The 16,733-nt window shown below is 48.2% G+C and carries 14 protein-coding genes and 2 pseudogenes; 3 read left to right on the top strand and 13 right to left on the bottom strand.

From position 1 onward, the window contains the following. The 8 genes from WG8_RS25915 to WG8_RS05195 form a co-directional block, all read right to left on the bottom strand. A partial coding sequence (locus WG8_RS25915) for a phage baseplate assembly protein V (protein WP_007429065.1) occupies nt 1–1,673 on the bottom strand: 1,673 nt, incomplete at its 3' end. 20 nt (nt 1,674–1,693) lie between these two features. Then, nucleotides 1,694–2,122, bottom strand: coding sequence for a DUF4280 domain-containing protein (locus tag WG8_RS05225; protein WP_007429064.1), 429 nt, complete (start codon nt 2,120–2,122; stop codon nt 1,694–1,696). A gap of 15 nt (nt 2,123–2,137) precedes the next feature. After that, entirely contained in the window at nt 2,138–3,562 is a 1,425-nt protein-coding gene (locus WG8_RS05220; protein WP_007429063.1) for a hypothetical protein, read from the bottom strand. Next, nucleotides 3,550–4,209 carry a hypothetical protein gene (locus tag WG8_RS05215; protein ID WP_007429062.1) on the bottom strand — a complete coding sequence of 220 codons (660 nt, stop codon included), beginning with the start codon at nt 4,207–4,209 and terminating at the stop codon, nt 3,550–3,552. Before WG8_RS05215 ends, WG8_RS05220 begins: the two co-directional genes overlap by 13 nt. Before the next feature lie 477 nt (nt 4,210–4,686). Beyond that, a complete protein-coding gene (locus WG8_RS05210) occupies nt 4,687–5,595 on the bottom strand; it encodes an AraC family transcriptional regulator (protein WP_007429061.1) in 909 nt (302 codons plus the stop codon). A 127-nt stretch (nt 5,596–5,722) separates the two neighbouring features. Beyond that, entirely contained in the window at nt 5,723–7,126 is a 1,404-nt protein-coding gene (locus WG8_RS05205) for an NAD-dependent malic enzyme (protein WP_007429060.1), read from the bottom strand. Between the two features lie 140 nt (nt 7,127–7,266). Further along, complete coding sequence (locus tag WG8_RS05200) at nt 7,267–8,022, bottom strand: response regulator (RefSeq protein ID WP_007429059.1); 756 nt, start codon at nt 8,020–8,022, stop codon at nt 7,267–7,269. Next, on the bottom strand, nt 8,015–9,613 hold the full coding sequence (locus WG8_RS05195) for an ATP-binding protein (protein ID WP_007429058.1): 1,599 nt from the start codon (nt 9,611–9,613) through the stop codon (nt 8,015–8,017). The genes WG8_RS05200 and WG8_RS05195 overlap by 8 nt, the downstream gene beginning before the upstream one ends. Before the next feature lie 86 nt (nt 9,614–9,699). On the opposite strand from WG8_RS05195, the gene WG8_RS05190 reads away from it, so the two are divergent. Then, nucleotides 9,700–10,734, top strand: coding sequence for a DctP family TRAP transporter solute-binding subunit (locus WG8_RS05190; RefSeq protein ID WP_007429057.1), 1,035 nt, complete (start codon nt 9,700–9,702; stop codon nt 10,732–10,734). A gap of 114 nt (nt 10,735–10,848) precedes the next feature. Further along, nucleotides 10,849–12,150: a dicarboxylate/amino acid:cation symporter gene (locus WG8_RS05185; protein WP_007429056.1), complete on the top strand. Its 1,302-nt coding sequence runs from the start codon at nt 10,849–10,851 to the stop codon at nt 12,148–12,150. A gap of 433 nt (nt 12,151–12,583) precedes the next feature. Here the strand turns inward: WG8_RS05185 and WG8_RS05180 are convergent, their stop codons facing one another. From WG8_RS05180 to WG8_RS27050, 3 genes are all read right to left on the bottom strand, one after another. Then, nucleotides 12,584–12,829: a DUF4277 domain-containing protein gene (locus WG8_RS05180; RefSeq protein WP_157136309.1), complete on the bottom strand. Its 246-nt coding sequence runs from the start codon at nt 12,827–12,829 to the stop codon at nt 12,584–12,586. A gap of 205 nt (nt 12,830–13,034) precedes the next feature. Next, on the bottom strand, nt 13,035–13,292 hold the full coding sequence (locus WG8_RS05175) for a hypothetical protein (RefSeq protein WP_043890819.1): 258 nt from the start codon (nt 13,290–13,292) through the stop codon (nt 13,035–13,037). Nucleotides 13,293–13,322: 30 nt separating this feature from the next. After that, entirely contained in the window at nt 13,323–13,832 is a 510-nt protein-coding gene (locus WG8_RS27050) for a hypothetical protein (protein ID WP_157136308.1), read from the bottom strand. Between the two features lie 479 nt (nt 13,833–14,311). On the opposite strand from WG8_RS27050, the pseudogene WG8_RS29480 reads away from it, so the two are divergent. Then, a pseudogene (locus WG8_RS29480) lies at nt 14,312–14,597 on the top strand (transposase); the annotation flags it as partial. An 87-nt stretch (nt 14,598–14,684) separates the two neighbouring features. Here WG8_RS29480 and WG8_RS05165 read toward each other — a convergent pair. After that, nucleotides 14,685–16,475 (bottom strand): ABC transporter ATP-binding protein, encoded by a 1,791-nt coding sequence (locus tag WG8_RS05165; protein ID WP_007429053.1) that lies wholly within the window; start codon nt 16,473–16,475, stop codon nt 14,685–14,687. Then, nucleotides 16,456–16,733 (bottom strand): annotated as a pseudogene (locus WG8_RS28020) (ABC transporter ATP-binding protein); the annotation flags it as partial. The gene WG8_RS05165 and the pseudogene WG8_RS28020, both read right to left, overlap by 20 nt.

Here is a 16,733-nt window from a genome sequence, read left to right as displayed (position 1 = left end):
ACGAAAACCGGACGCTTGATTATCCCATCCAGCTTCACTTGCGACGAACGAATATCCGTCTCTCCGTCTATCACCATACTGCTGCTGCCTGCTTGCAAATAGATGGCCTCGCCTGCCGCAATATTCAGTGTATCCTCCGCGTGGATCGTTAGCCCCCGTTTGGCTGCAATTGACAGCGCATGGTCACTGTGTACCTGTATTCCCTTCGCATCAAGTGAAATATATACGCTATTCATTTTAGCCGATACCATCAACTCTTGCGCGCTTAGCTTAACCAGCTTGTCATGAGGAGTGCCCCAGTATTTAATGTCCGGATTGCTCAGCTCGGGTACAGGCTTGCCACTGCGCCTCACAGACCTGGCTGCAAAACCATCCGACTCCTGCAAGCTCGGGAACTGTACCTGCACCATGTCTCCTTTTTCGGGCATCACATACCAGCCGCTATGGCCCTCTGCACTATAGCCTGTTGCATAGGGGAACCAGCATGCCTTTTCCCGTTCCTGTACAGCATCTATGGTGAGATGTACACGTACCTGATCCCGCTCAACTTCCAGTACCCGGCCCTCTAGAGAGGCCCCTCTCACTGAATGGTTCCAGATCGGCTTTTGCCGAATTTCATCTTCAGAAACCAGTGTATAGGTATGTAAAAACAACCCCCGGTCCATCCGGGACACGATATCCGCAACGAGCAGTTCCTTGCCTTGAAAAGAGAGTACATCTCCGGGGCGGAAATATCGTGCACTCTCCACAGTATAGGACGTACCATAGGGGGTGTTGGCTTCGTTATGGCGCATACCTGTTTGAATCCCCGGCTGTCTATGCCACAGGTCTGCTCCCCCAGGCAATGCTCTACCCATGAAGCCATCCACGCTGACAGCAGATAGCCGCTCACTGCTGCTTGAATCACTCCAAAAATATTTTATTCCGTCGTCCACATGTCCCGATCCTGGAAGAGGGCCGCCAAGGAATGCTTTGGCTTCGTACACTGACGATGCTCCATATGACAAACCGTCCCCGTCAGAAAAAGCTCCATCTGCGCCGACAAAACTTTTTCTTGAGTGATACGGGACCTCATCCAGTGTTGCAGGTCGTCCCTCGGGAAAACCGAACCAGAACTTGGGGGCATCTGCGGCAGCCTCAGGCACAAGCACAGCTCCAAATCTGGAAGCCATCCTTTTCAAAAATGCCCAGTCTGTTTCTCTGTACTGCAATGTCAAAGCGCCCAGTCGGGTATCCCCACTGACTGTATCGATCACATCTGCTCCTGTATAACCAGCAAGCACCTGCTTCAGCAGCCGCCCATACGTCATGGTATGATCTTGAAAAGACTGGGTCACAGGCCTCACATCGAGTCGAATCGTATGCGATATGGCCTCTAATTGTACGTAATGAATACCGTGTACCTGCTTTAGCGTGATACGCGTCATTTGTCCATGGAACAACGTACGCAGCCGCTGGCCATCCTTGTCCTTTTCGATAACTTCAACCGGTTCGGCTTCACTCTCCAACTCCATAAACCGTTCCTGCTTTTCCTCCGGCACGATGCCACTCACTACCAAACGCACATGGTCGCCCAATCTGCGCTCGATGCGAATGTCTGTCATGGTTTGCAGCGGAACTTTACTCAGTAATTCCACATGACGGTAACCGGATGTTTCCTGCACCTTGTCCATTTGATGAGAAACCCCCACTATCAGTCCAGATTCTGCCCGTCATTTTCAATCGTGATTGCTCCGCAATACAGACAGGCATTGGTACAATGCTCCAGCAAGGCGGGCTGTCCCTCGACGAGCACATCCTGCTTGCCCCCAATCCAGGGTCGAAGAATAACTGGAACACAAGGCGCCTTCTTCACACCGAAAATGTCCACCATCTGGCTATTTTGAACCGCCGGATTGGCTGGGCTAAAACAATTACCAAACCCAGATATATGAACTCCCGGTTCGTGATCCCCCACATTCATCTGGGCCTTGTCCTTGATATAAACACCGTGGCTAAGCGGACGCTTGAGCCGGGTGGGCTGTGTACCGCAATTGCATTTCAAAATAGCCCCTGCAACCACATATCCTTTTTTTGCACCTGATCCGGCCTGAATGGTCATGGATGCTTTTTCTTTTGCCATGGTCTGCTTCCTCCGTCAATTCGTTTTGACTTCGCTGCCAACGACCGATGTGTCACCACCGAGTGTAATATGGCTGCTGCGGCTGGACAGGTTGATTTCCTGACCAGCGGAAATAGTTACCTTTTGCCCCGCCTCCATGTGGATGTTGCCGCCTGCCGAAAAATGAATATCTTTATTGCTCACCATATGAATACCGTCGCCTTGATTCAGCTTGATGAAAACAGCACCATCCTTGCCGGTGATTACCACCTCGTCCGGTGTCAAACGGATTTCCTTACCATGTGGCGTCCGGAATATTTTTACGTCCTGATGCTTCAAATGATTGTGGCCGCCATCCCCCCGATCCTGCCGGGCCGAGCTACTGGCGATGCCCTCGTCATCATGTTGGTTCGGAAAATAAATACGCACTTTATCCCCCAGCTCAGGCATCACATACCAGCCACTATGCCCCTCTGCACTATACCCTGTTGCATAAGGAAACCAGTGGGCTGTATTTTTGTCCTGCTCCGGATCGATATCCAGATGTACTTTAACCCGATCACGTTCGACAGCGATCACTTTTCCCTCCAGAGACAGACCCGTCAGCTGCTCGTTATAATACGTTTTCTGTCGCAACCCCTTATGCGTCGTCAAGGTATATGTGTGCAGCAGCACTCCCTGGGTCATACGAGTTTGTGCCTCGTATACATATAGCGTTTTGCCACGGAATTGGATTTCATTGCCCAGTTCCAGCACCTGTTCTGTTTCAACGGTATAATCGAGAAAATCCTGCTCATCCACCGAAGCTGTATCATTGCCTGCAAAGTAGCGATATGCCGAGATTCTTTTGCTTACCGTGTAATGATAATTGTCCAGTTGAACGGCTGCTCCGCTTTCTTCAATGCCAAAATAGAACTTTGGGGTATCAAATATGGCCGCGGGCATAAGGGAGGTATGGTAATAGGAAGCCAGCCGCTTGAGAAAAGCCCAATCAGTCTCGCGGTACTGCACCCACATCCGCCCGATCGACGCTCCCCCGGTGGCCGAATCCATGATGTCCAAGCTAGGATAAAGAAGCGAAATACGATGCAGCAGTTCATCCACCTTCATATTTTTGTCCTGAAAAGAACGACTTTGGGGCCGTACATCCAGCCTGTAGGTATGCGACACAGCCTCTACCTCCAGGTAGTACACATCTCGTACCGCCTTCACTTCAATTGCCAGCACTGTTCCGCTAAACAAGGGAACCTCCGTGCTATCCTCTGCCAGTTGCAAGATTTCGACAGGTGAGTCAAATTTGGTCATATCTACATACGTGTCCTTTAGTTCCTCAGGCACGACAGCGGTAAAACGAAGCCGGGTATGGTCATTCAGACGCTTGACCAGATATAGCTCCTGTACATTAACAAGCTGATAAGGCGTGATTTTCAGATTAGAGTAGGTGGTGCTTATTTGCTCCATGCTTCTCCTCCTTCGGCCTCACTGGGCAGGATTTTTAGTGTGGTCATCATACGTTGAGCGACCGGACGCCATGTATCCATACGTTCCTCCGTACAGTTAAATGAGCATATAAGAGCCTGCCCTTCCAGAGCTGCAAAAAAGGTCAAATTATACAGGCGCGTATTCAAAGCCGGAGTCATAAATTCACAGTATCCGACCCGTCGTCCGTACACCTTGCACACACCGTCTGCATACCATTCCGTCAACTTTTGTGTGTGGTGCAAAATGTAGATCATCTCGCTGGTGAACGCCTCTAGCTCCTCATCCATCAGTTCGCTTGCTGTCAGGTTAAAAGAAAAATTGATCTCCCCAGTTGGATCGTTCAAAATGAGCGGTGGGCGATAACTCGAAGGATATTTAAGTTCAATCTCCCGCTCGCCCATCTCGGTGAATGTCCGGGGCAGCCATATCGAAATTTTGTCGTTCTGCAAAGGACGTTCTGCAAAAGCGATTCGTTCTCCGTCCAGCATCATAAGTGGATGAAGTTCCAAGCTGCTCTCAGACTCTATGTAATTGTGTAAATCCGATTTTGGAAGACCTGATGCACCCTGTTGTTCCTTCCGTGCAGCATTAATCATGTCTGCAATTTGCTCATCCATATGTTCCATCGTCGATAAAACTCCTTTATATTCCCAATCTCAATATTCATTTCGTGGAACTCTATAATATAATTGAATCTAAAGAACCATTTGAATTCCAATTTATACCTTACATTATAGGTATCATACGGAGTGTCTTTGTTATTGTCAATTTATAACTTTTATAAAACAAACAAGATATTAGACCTATTATCATGCATAAAAATGAAAGATTTACTATCATTCAGATTCTTTTTACCCAGAGTAAGCATCCATACTTGTGAAAACACATCTTCATTTTCATAAAAATAAAGCTGATTTCCCTATGAACCTCTTAAATTTAATTTAATCATATGAATTTTAACTCCCTAAAAATGATTCTTTAGAACCTGAATCAAAATGCCTATTTTCGAAAACAAAAAAGCCTACCTTTGCTACCAGGTAAGCTCCTCACGAATATGAATAAATCATAAAACTTCCTATATATTCAGTCCTCTTCCTATATATTCAGTCCCCTTCCTCCTCCGCATAGTTCCATACATGGCGTTCCATAGCAGAACGGTATTCAACTGGTGTCTTGCCTGTGTGCTTTTTGAACAACATATGAAAATACTGCCTGCTGCCCACACCTACGTAATCGGCAATTTCCTGAATGGGAATGTCCGTTTGCTGAAGCAGCATTCGGGCCTTGTCCATTCGCAGCATGGTCAAATAAGCGGTAAGTGTTTGTCCGGTATGTTTTTTGAAAATACGGTGCAAATACCCCGGATGCAGATTCACGGCTGCCGCCATATCCTGGACCACAATATCCCGGTCATAGTTCAGATGGAGAAATTCAAGGCAACGTTTGACGTACATATCCGTTTGCTGCGTGTTGCTGTGCGCTGCCTCTTCCCGCAGACGCGCAATTCGCACCAGCAGCTGCATAAAAAGCAGTTCTGCCATTGCACCGGGATGTTCTTTTCGTTGATCCAGCTCCAGCACGAGACTTTTCAGCGTAAAATATACCTCTTCCGGGTCCGACAGTACCAGATACGGGAACGGACGCGACATAAAGGCTGTGATCTCCTGCTCCTCCGATGCCATTTGCCGGATTGACGGTCCTACACTCATCCCCTCCATAAAACCAAACTCTACGTTCAGCATCCGGCACGATTGTTCTCCCTCCACCACCAGCCGGTGCGGTACGCCTGCGTCCAGCATAATAAACTCGCCTTTACGCAGCGTAATGCTTTCCGTCTTTCCTCCCGTTTGTACATCCACCCGGCACAGGCCGGAAATCATGTACATGATCTCAGTGGAACGATGATCGTGGTACGGCATCGTATAGTCGCGCCACTGCTTGTAATAGTAAGCAAAGAAACGGGGAAAATAATCCCCGTTCCGCAAACGCAGCTCAAACAGACTTCCGTTCATCCACGCACCTCCGCAAAATAGATAAGGCTAACACGGCAACGTATCTGCAACCGTTCTATTTTCACAGTTTAACAGACCTGGTCGTGTTATTCTATTTTGCTCTACCGGACGATCTAAAATCCTTTGGCTATCTAAAATCTGGTGGAATACGCCGGGCCGTTCCGGTCAGAATAGCCGCTTCAATCACAGACTTCCTCACCTCGGTAACGACCTGTTCGTTGAATATGCTCGGGATAATATACTGCTCGTTTAATTCCCGTTCACTTACGACGGAAGCAATGGCACGGGCGGCGGCTAATTTCATCGGTTCGTTGATGTGGCGTGCCCGGCAATCGAGCGCTCCTCTGAATATCCCCGGAAACACAAGCACATTGTTGATCTGGTTGGGATAGTCGCTACGCCCTGTTGCAAATACACGGACATGCGGGATGGCTTCCTCGGGAGCAATTTCCGGCTGCGGATTGGCCATGGCAAAAACAATGCTGTCTGCAGCCATACGCTGTACATCTGAGGCATCGAGCAGATTACCCCGGGATACGCCGATGAACACATCCGCATCCGCAATGACATCCTTTAATGTGCCTGACTGTGACTCTACCTGAGGCTGATCTGCCAGCCACTGCCACATTGGATATTGATAGGTTCCACCTCGCACAATGGCTCCATCCCGGTCTACCGGAACAAGGCGGCTTACCCCTGCGGCGAGCAGCATTTTGCATATCGACACACCTGCGGCCCCGATTCCGTTCACAACGACCCGAACATTTTCGATCCGCTTGCCAACTACTTTCAGCGCATTCAGCAGCCCGGCAATCACAACCACCGCCGTCCCATGCTGATCATCGTGGAAGACAGGAATATCCAGTTCTTCCGCCAGCCGGGTTTCAATCTCGAAGCAGCGCGGAGAACTGATGTCCTCTAAATTAATTCCCCCGAAAATCGGGCTGATCGCCTTAATCGTACGAATGATTTCCTCTGTATCCTTTGTGTCCAGACAAATGGGGAATGCGTCTACTCCTGCAAGTTGCTTGAACAGCATCGCTTTACCTTCCATCACGGGTGCAGCCGCATGCGGACCGATATCGCCGAGCCCAAGCACGGCGGTGCCATCGGTAACAACCGCGACGGTATTTCGTTTGATGGTCAGGGAGTACGCTTTTTTCGGATTTTCATGAATGGCCGTACAGACCCGGGCCACTCCCGGCGTATATACCCGCGATAGATCATCCCGATTTTTAATCGGCAAATTGGGCCGGATGGATATTTTCCCTCCCAGGTGCGCGAGAAACGTGCGGTCAGAAATGTTAATCAGTTGAACGCCTGCTAACGACTTGAGTGATTCGATTAGCGATGCCTCTGCTACTTCAGCGACGTGGACTGTGATGTCACGAACGGATGAATCCTGTCCGGGACGAATAACATCAATAGAAGTAATATCTCCCCCGGCATGGCTGATGGTTGATGCGACATCACCAAAGTTTACTTTGGAATGGACGAGCTCCAATCGAAGAATCAGACTATTAAAGGCCACGGGCATCTACTCCTATTCTATTCATAGTACAGTGCCGCCCTAAGGCAGACACGTGTATGGTTATTCATATAATCATGCTGTTCCCTGCTTTCACATGTTACCGCTTTCATAAAAGCGTTGGGAAGTTTTTGTCCATATTGTTACTTATGGTCATTTTGGTCACGCAGCAGCTCATACCGATTAACGGGACGACCGACCCCGCCGTAATGCACAACAAGGCGCACGATCCCTTTTTTCTCCAGATAATCCAGGTATCTTCTTGCCGTTACACGGGCAATCCCCACTCCCTCCGCAGTTTCTTCAGCAGACAGTTTGCCGCCATGCTGCTCCATGACCGCAAGCACCTGCTTCAGGGTGGCTGCATTCAAGCCTTTTGGCAGCTCATCGTAAGACATCGCCCATTCTTCGTATACTGGAGCAGGGACTACCTCTTCCTTGGCAGCTTCTCTATTTTGCATAATGAGGTCCAGCTCTTCCTGGGTTCCTACTTCTTTCGCCCATAATCCAGCCTGCTGTACCCGGTAGCGCTCCAATGTATGGTGGATACGCTCTACCTTGAACGGCTTCATGATATAATCGAACGCTCCGTTTCGCATCATTTCACGGATCGTCTCCGTATCCTTCGCAGCCGTCACGACAACTACATCTACAGGCAATGCCATGGAACGGATACGCTGCAGGGTTGTTATCCCGCCCAGCGACGGCATAAACACGTCAAGAAAAACCAGATCAGGCTTTAGCTCCTCGATCAGTTCCAATCCCCGCAGTCCATTGGAAGCCAGACCTACGACCTGAAATCCGTCAACCTGTTCGATAAACTGCCGATTCACCTCTTGTACCATCGGATCATCCTCGACCAGCAGCACACGAAAAAGTGATTTGATAGGTTTACTCATCGTCGCTCCCTCTCTCCTTCAACGGAAATAGAATCTCTATGGAAGTTCCCAAGCCAAGTGAAGATTCGCATGTCAGGCGGCCATTCCCCTTGGTGACAATCCCGCTCAGTAAATGCAGCCCCATGCCGCGGCTCTCTCCGTCCTTGGTCGTAAATCCGCGTTCGAGCATTCGTTTCTTCGTGGTCTCCGACATGCCACAGCCATTATCCTCGACCAATATGGACATATATTCGTCATCCTGCCGGATGCTGACATAAATCTCCTTGGAGCCGGCTTCTGTATCCGCCAGTGCATCAAAGGCATTCTCAATCAAATTTCCGAGTAACAGAACAAAATCATGTCGGTCAATTAGCCGGGGAAATTGATTCATCCTGCTGTCAGGATCAATCCTAATATCAATGCCAAGCTCTTTGCCACGGCTAATTTTACCCAACAGCAAACCTGCAACTCCGTCGTCATCGAAATGCCGTTGCAGGAAGCGTGTAATCTCCTCCTGTTGCTCGGTCACCTCAAACAGATAGCTCAAAGCCTCGTTCTGCTGTCCTAGCTGGAGCAAACCAGCAACAGTATGCATTTTGTTCATATGCTCATGATTTTGTGCACGAAGCGCATGAACAAACTCTTTGACACCTGTGAGCTCCTCGGCCATTCTCGTTACTTCGGTTTTATCCTGAAATATGGAGATCGCCCCCATCGTAACTCCCTGTTCACGAATGGGAATCCGGTTGCTCCAAATAATGGTCCCGCCAATTTTTAGCTCCTGGCTCAGAATCGCGACTCCCGAATCCAGCACTTCCGGCAAACGGGTATCTGGAATGACCTCACGGATCGGCAAGCCCACTACATCACGGTGTACGTGGAAGATTTGCTTGGCTCGTTCGTTGAAAATGGTAATCATGCAGTTGCGGTCAATGGCAATGACACCCTCGTGCATTGCCTGAAAGGCCGCGCTTCGCTCGCGAAACATTCTCGCAATCTCCTGCGGCTCCAGGTTGAACATCTGGAGCTTAATATGACGGGCCAGCAGGGCAGAGCCAATCACACCAAACATCATCGACAGCAGCGAAGTCATGATGATGGATTGTTTTTCCTGCCGGATGATTTCCGTCACGCTTGGCAGCAGGCCGCCCGCTACAACGACGCCCACCTGCTCCGAGGAAGCATTCATAATCGGCACAAAGGAACGCAAGCCAATCCCCGCTTCGCTGCGAACTTTGGAGACATACGTATGTTCAGCAAATGCGGCATCATCGTCCCGAGCCTCAAACGTTCCGCCGATTCGCTCCGAAAGCGGATGAGACAACCGTTTGCGGTTCATATCGAGCACGACAATATAAGCCGTATTGTTTAATATCCGAATTTTGTCCGCCATAGGCGCAATCACGGCAGAAGCATTCGGGTCATCAATTCGTTCCACGACGTCCGGCAGGTTGGCAACCGTCTGAGCCGTAATCGTAAGCCGCTGTTTGAGTTCTTCTTCCTTGATCCGGGTAGCGATACCCAGCAAAAAAAGACCGCCGATCAAAAGAGCAAAAAGCACGACCCCAAATGAAAGGATCATAATTTTCCAATACATGCGAAGTCTGTTCATCATTTGTTCCTTCCCTATTAAAGCGTTTACCTTTGAATATCATTGTGGAATAATGGGTCTAAAATAGCAACAGAGGGGGTTAATTTGTGAAAAGAGCTGTTGGATTTTCCGTTTTGCTCATACTGGGCATTCTAACGGCTTATGTGATCGGTTTTCAAAAAAATTTTGGTGAAGAGCTCCCTTATGATGATGAATTTACTGGTCTGAAGGAAAGGATCGTGATCAAATTCAGCCACGTCGTGGCCGAGAACTCGCCCAAAGGGCTGGCTGCCGCTCGTTTTGCCCAGCTTGTTAAAGAAAAATCCCATGACCGGATTGAGATTCAGGTGTTCCCTAATGGAATGCGCTACTCAGAATCCACCGAAGTGGCTGCACTTCAACAGGGAGAAATCCAGATGATCGCTCCTTCATTTTCCAATTTGAATGCGATTGATCCGGCCTGGCTGGTGATGGATCTTCCATTTGCCTTCGAGAATCAAGCTGGGGTCGATCAGGCACTGAACGGGCAATTGGGCAAGCGGCTATCGCAAACACTTGAACCCCATGGAATGAAAGGCGTCGCTTTCTGGTCCAACGGCTTTCGACAGATCACTAACAACACCCATCCCATCAGCCAGCCCGCAGACTTTGTGGGCTTGAAATTCCGTATTCAGCCAAGCAAGGTGTTGGAGCGTCAGTTTGAAGCACTTGGGGCATCGACCATTAGCACTCCTTTCAATGAAATATACCACAACCTGGAGACGGGTACAGCAGATGGACAGGAGAACACAATATCCAACATCCTTACCAAACGGTTTTACCAGGTGCAAAGATATATGACCATCAGCAATCACAGCTATCTGGGGTATGCCGTCGTATTTAACAAATCCTATTGGGATAGCCTCCCAAGTGATGCTAAGCTGGTGCTGCAGGAGGCACTTGAGGAAACGACGCGCTGGAACAAGCGGGAAACAGATGAAAATGCCAATCGGCTTATCGAGCTGCAACAGGCCGGAGATATTACCATTACCCGTCTGTCCGAGGATGAGCGTAGGCTTTGGAGGAAACGTCTGCGCGTACTGTATCCGGAGTTCACCCCTGTCATCGGGTCGGATCTGATGAATATGATTCAGGGACCTTAAAGACCAAAAAGAACGTTATGACCGTATTCTTGTTTGCCAAGAACGTAGCTTTTACACTGGGGATACAAAAATAAAGCGTTTTCAAAAATCAAAGGAAAGCGAGAGCGTATCCCTATGAAACTGAGAATTAATTTTAAAAACTTGACGGTTCAGGTCGTTATCGCTATTGTTCTGGGCATTCTTCTTGGTCACTTTTTTCCTACAACAGGTGAAAAGCTCAAAGTGCTCGGAGACTCTTTTATCAAGCTCATCAAGATGGTCATCGCACCCATTGTATTTTTTACGGTTGTGCACGGCATTGCCAGCATGGGGGACATGAAAAAGGTCGGTCGTATCGGCGGAAAGGCGCTTCTCTATTTTGAAATCGTTACCACGATTGCGCTGGCCATTGGTCTGCTCGTGGTTAACCTTGTAAGACCGGGAGCCGGTATTGATGTGAGCAAGGCTACCGGAGACGTATCTCAATATGCTCAAAAAGCAGCGGAATCAAGTCATGGATTCGTTGATTTCATCGTCGGCATTATTCCTGAAAATGTAGTCAGCGCTATGGCAGGCGGGGAGCTGCTGCCTATCCTGCTCTTTGCCATTCTCTTCGGGCTGTCACTGACGGCCATGGGAGAGCAAGCCAAACCCGTCATTGTCCTGTTCGACAAGCTGTCGCACGCCTTCTTTGGCATCGTCAATATGGTCATGAAATTATCACCAATCGCCGCATTTGGTGCCATGTCCTATACCATTGGCAAATTCGGCATCGGGTCATTGACCTCTCTCGGCAAGCTGATGGGCTCAGTTTACTTGACCATGGCCCTCTTTGTTATCATTGTACTCGGTCTGATTGCTCGCATGTACGGTTTCAGTATTTTCAAGTTTATCGCTTATATCAAAGAAGAAATTTTGCTTGTACTCGGCACTTCATCCTCCGAGTCGGCCCTGCCCCGTATGATGGACAAAATGGAGAAATACGGCTGCTCCAAATCGGTGGTCGGTCTGGTCATTCCAACAGGCTATTCGTTTAACCTGGATGGTACGGCGATCTATTTGTCCATGGCCGCCATATTCGTGGCTCAGGCCTCTGGTGTCGATATGACTCTATGGCAGCAGCTGACATTGCTCGGTATTCTCATGCTGACCTCAAAGGGAGCAGCAGGCGTCACGGGCTCCGGCTTTATTACGCTGGCTGCCACACTCGCGGCGTTTCCTTCCATCCCGCTGGCGGGAATGGCGCTGCTGCTCGGTGTGGACCGCTTCATGTCGGAAGCACGCGCCATCACCAATCTGATTGGTAACGGGGTCGCTACCGTCATCGTCGCCAAATCGGAAAATGAGTTTCATCCCGACAGACAAGTGGAGATGATTCCGGCAGCGACTGAGTTTGAACCCGGCCCCTTAAACAATCCGGTTACTGAATCTGTATAATTCATGTATAATTTATGAAAGAGCCGATTTACGGCTCTTTTTTGCGCATGCTGACAAGCACTTTTCGAGGAGTGATCAAACGATCTTTTTAAAGGGGCACTTACCGCTCCTTCTTGGGATATTTCTGTTACACATTGGGCTCACGTTTTGCAAATTCTTGTAACAACCCTCTTATTTGTTCTATCAATAAAGCAGGCTCTTTCTTTGGTGAACCCGTGTCAACGTTTCTTCGTCATTCATTGGAGTTTTATAATTTGGCAGACTGCAACCTGGAACAACAAGAATATTGTAAAAGCACTGCTCGATATATACCTTAATTTCAAATATCTCTTGTCACAATTATTGATTGAGAAATGCCTATGTAAACCTCTAATAGTATGTCCCTGTAAAATAGCATACTTAAAAGGTGGCGTCCAAGCGCATCGTTGTTGAATCAGGACGCTTGCAAACCGGAAAGGAGCAGTTGATCCAAATCCTGTTCTGCGGCCCATTTCCCCACATTCATCAATGCATTTTGGCCGCTCAGCATATCGAGCGCCAGCAACTGGACAGCTTCACCAGCAGTCGTCCGGCATTGTCGGTTCACTGGCACGAGCTCATCTATTTTCCGGCGCAGTCCCAGATCGTTCATGATATCGCTGAGTAACGGCAGATAACCGACTTCAAAGAAATTATTCATTTGCATATTTGCCACCCACTCCAACCCGACTCTCCATCCTATACTCTGGCATACATCAAAATTATCCATTTTCCGAGTCGTAGGGGTGTGAAATGTGAGCTATAAAGGAAAAGAGATACCCCTAAAAGAGATATCTCTCGAATAAAATGGAATTTTGATTTTAAAGAACAGCTCGGAGTTTATGTGGTAGATATATCAAAGTTGTTTAATTTTCAGGTTTCAAAAAAACTTTATAGGTTACATCATGAGCTACCGAGCTTTGAGTAGCAGGGCTAGCGTCATAATTATAGTCGTACTCGTTTGTTTCAAAACTATACATAACATCTAGCACACGATAAAGTTTATTATTCCATAAAATCATTTCTCCTTTTCTTGGGACAAAAGGCAGGGCAACTAGGTCAAATTTTTCAGCGTAGTATCCCTCTTTATCATCTAATACAATTGCCAATTCGATAACTTTCAATTCCTCACCTCTCAAATGTAGAAATACTCTTTAATCAATAACTACTACTCTTGGAGGCGAAAAGCAAGATGCAAGTCCTTTATCTGTATAAAGTTGAGCAACTCCGCCGACTGTGTAAATCCCTGGTTGACTGTATTCCCATGTTTGAGAGAGAGTTACTCCCCCAGTGTTCGGCCCCTTAAAACTGGTACTATCCGTCCAACCGGCTCCCGTTTTAAAAGAAGCATTGACTTCTCTTATAATTGAGTCCGTTGCAATACCCCACTCCACGGTTACAGTTCTTCCATTCTTAGTTACATTAAACGATTTGGTTACCCATACAGGCGCTAATATTGATTGGATATTTGCATTGGAATTTGAGGAATCAGGAGCTAATTGTGAAGAAGATGGTTCGACTGATAAGGACTGAGCTTGAATAGAATTTTCGACTGATGAGGACTGATCTTGAGTAGGGGTAACGCTTTGGGCTGATACCGGGACAACTAATAGCACTGAAATTAGAAAGGATAAAAATAGAGACGACAGCCATTTTTTACTCATTTCAATACACACCTCTTCTATATTATTTTTATACTAAATCCTTAAATATAAGGATGAAGTAAACTGTTAATGGAATATATAGGATATATCATCTATACATTATAATCTCACTTTCTATTAAAAAGAGTTGTAGATTTTTGTCAACAACACCACTTTTAGAGGGGGTGTCCCATAAGTAGTTTATTTACAGAGAAGCACTCTAAATATGAGTAAAATATGATCGAAATGATGAAAAAAGCGCAAGTTCTCGGGGTCTGTAAAATGAAACGTGGAACCTTTGAAATCGAACGAAATGAAACATACTAAGTTCCATACACATTCGATTTCGGAAGGGAGTACTATAACAGAGAAATTTTGGAGCAAGAAGCGATTCGGGAATTGATGAACGAGCATAAATTCCAGTCCAGAGCAGATTCAAACGACGTTGAAGGACATGTTCAAGGATGTACTGGAGGAAATGCCAAAGGCAGCACCTACTATGCCCGCTCAAAGCTTCGTGCACGAGAGCAGCCAGAAAACGTAAAATTCAGGTTAGTCTGCCGTACCTGAAGTATAAACGGGAGATGCGGTAAAAGCTGTCCAGTGAAGAAGGGTACCTCTTGAGTGTCTAGCGGATGTACGAGCCGGAAAGTGTATTTGGGCAAATCAAAAACAATCGGGGGGTTCAGGCGCTTCCTGCTTCGGGACTTATAAAAAGTAAGTTTAGAGGTCGGGTCGCTTTCACTTGCCCACAATCTGACGAAGAAGCATAAAATAGCTGAAAAAGTAACTGGACCGGGCAAGGATGAGTCCTTTGCCCGGTCCGGTTCTTTGATTTTTGATTCCGCAGACTGTCCTTTTTCTACAAAAAAGCTACTTATGAGCCAGCAATGCATCATGAGAGCCTTGTTCAACCAGACGACCATCCTTCAAGACCAGAATCCGGTCAGCCTGACGAATGGTATTCAGCCGATGCGCGATAACGAAACTTGTGCGACCCTGCATGAGCCGTTCCAGCCCTTCTTGTATTTTCAGCTCGGTAATGGTGTCGATGCTGCTGGTTGCCTCGTCAAGAACAAGAATGGAAGGATTGGCCAAAATAGCGCGCGCGATCGCCAGCAGCTGTTTTTGTCCTTGGCTGATGCCGCTGCCGTTAGCCTCCAACACCTTATCGTATCCGTCCTTCATCCGCATGATAAAGGAATGAGCATTCGCCAGCATGGATGCCTGCTCAATCTCCTCATCGGTGGCATCCAGCCTGCCGAAGCGGATATTTTCACGGATGGTTCCCTGAAACAGGAAGGAATCCTGCAGCACAAACGCCATATGGGAGCGCAAGCTTTCACGCTGTATGGTCGTAATGTCGCGCCCGTCCAGCGTAATCGTTCCCTTGTCGGGAGTGTAGAACCTGGAAAGCAGCTGAATCAGTGTTGTTTTTCCAGCCCCGGTTGGACCGACCAATGCGATCATTTCACCGGGCTGGGCTTCGAATGAAATGCCCTCCAACGTATCGCTCCCTTCATCATAGCCGAAGGAAACATCGGCAAACCGTACAGCTCCTTTTACATGCTTCAGGGCCATCGCACCTTGCTCGTCCTTGGACTCTTCATCCTCGTCCAATATCTCGAATACACGCTCAGCTCCGGCAATGGCAGACAACAGCGTGTTCCACTGGTTAGCCAAATCGTTCAGCGGTCTCGTGAACTGGCGGGCATACTCTACGAATACGATGATCGTACCTATGGTAATCGAGCCGTGAATGGCCAAAATTCCGCCGATCCCCGCTACCATGGCAAAGCTGAGATTATTCAGTCCGTTCATCAGCTTGGGGATAAAGCCGGAAATGGTTTGTGCCCAGAAGCCTGACAGACGAATGCGGTCATTCCGCTCACCAAAACCGCGGATGACTCTCTTTTCCTGCGAAAATGCTTTAATAATCTGCTGCCCGGACAGCGTTTCTTCAATATAACCGTTCAGTTCGCCCAGGTTCTGCTGGCGTTCCTTGTATAAAGGCCCGGTACGGCGTGTAATCCAGCGCATCCCGGCCGCCATTAGCGGTACTACGATAAACGTCAGCAGTGTCATCAAAGGACTTAACCACAGCATGACTGCAAGCGTACCGACCAGTGTCAATATGCTCGAAAAAATTTGAATAGCCGAGCTGTTCAGTGTAGAGCTGACACTTTCGATATCATTGGTCAGACGGCTCATGATTTCTCCCTGTTGACGTTTGCCGTAAAAAGGAATCGGCAGCCTATGCAAATGCGAAAACAGATCAAACCGCATCCGGTAAACGGTCTCTTGGGCGATTTCAATCATCCAGATGTTTTGCAGCCAGGAGGTCAGCGAATTAAGCAGAAATACAGCCCCTAATCCAATAAGAAAATAAATCCACGTTCTTCCACCCGGACCTTCGAGAAAATCATCCACCGCTACGCCGACCAAATATGGACCTAGCAAAGCCAGCCCGGAGCTGAGCATGACCATAAGCAGCACCAGCATCAGCTTGGCCTTACGGCGGGCCAGATAAGCCCATATCCGACCTAACGTGCCGGACCAGTTCTTCGCTTTGGCCTTGCGGCGTCCTTCGGCTCCTGCCGGATTACGCAGCACACCGGACGATGGTGTTGGCTGACGGAATGGCTCAATGAGTTTCTTGAGCATGCGGCTCCTCCTTTCCATATTGTGATTCATAGATGCGGCGATACAGTTCTGAGCTATTCAGCAGATGCTCATGACTCCCGCTCGCGATCAGACGACCCTCATCCAGCAGTAAAATCTGATCCGCCGATGCAGTCGAGCTGATCTTCTGTGTAATGAGAAATGTCGTGCAAGATAGCCCATCCAGCGCTTGCAGCAGGGCTGCTTCGGTTCGTACATCCAGCGCACTCGTGCTGTCGTCCAGAATAAGCACCGCCGGAT

The organism is Paenibacillus sp. Aloe-11 (assembly GCF_000245715.1).
GTDB classification, from domain to species: Bacteria; Bacillota; Bacilli; order Paenibacillales; family Paenibacillaceae; genus Paenibacillus; species Paenibacillus kribbensis.
The sequence above is the reverse complement of the archived record's forward strand: the minus strand, read 5'-3'. Positions and strand labels throughout refer to the sequence as shown.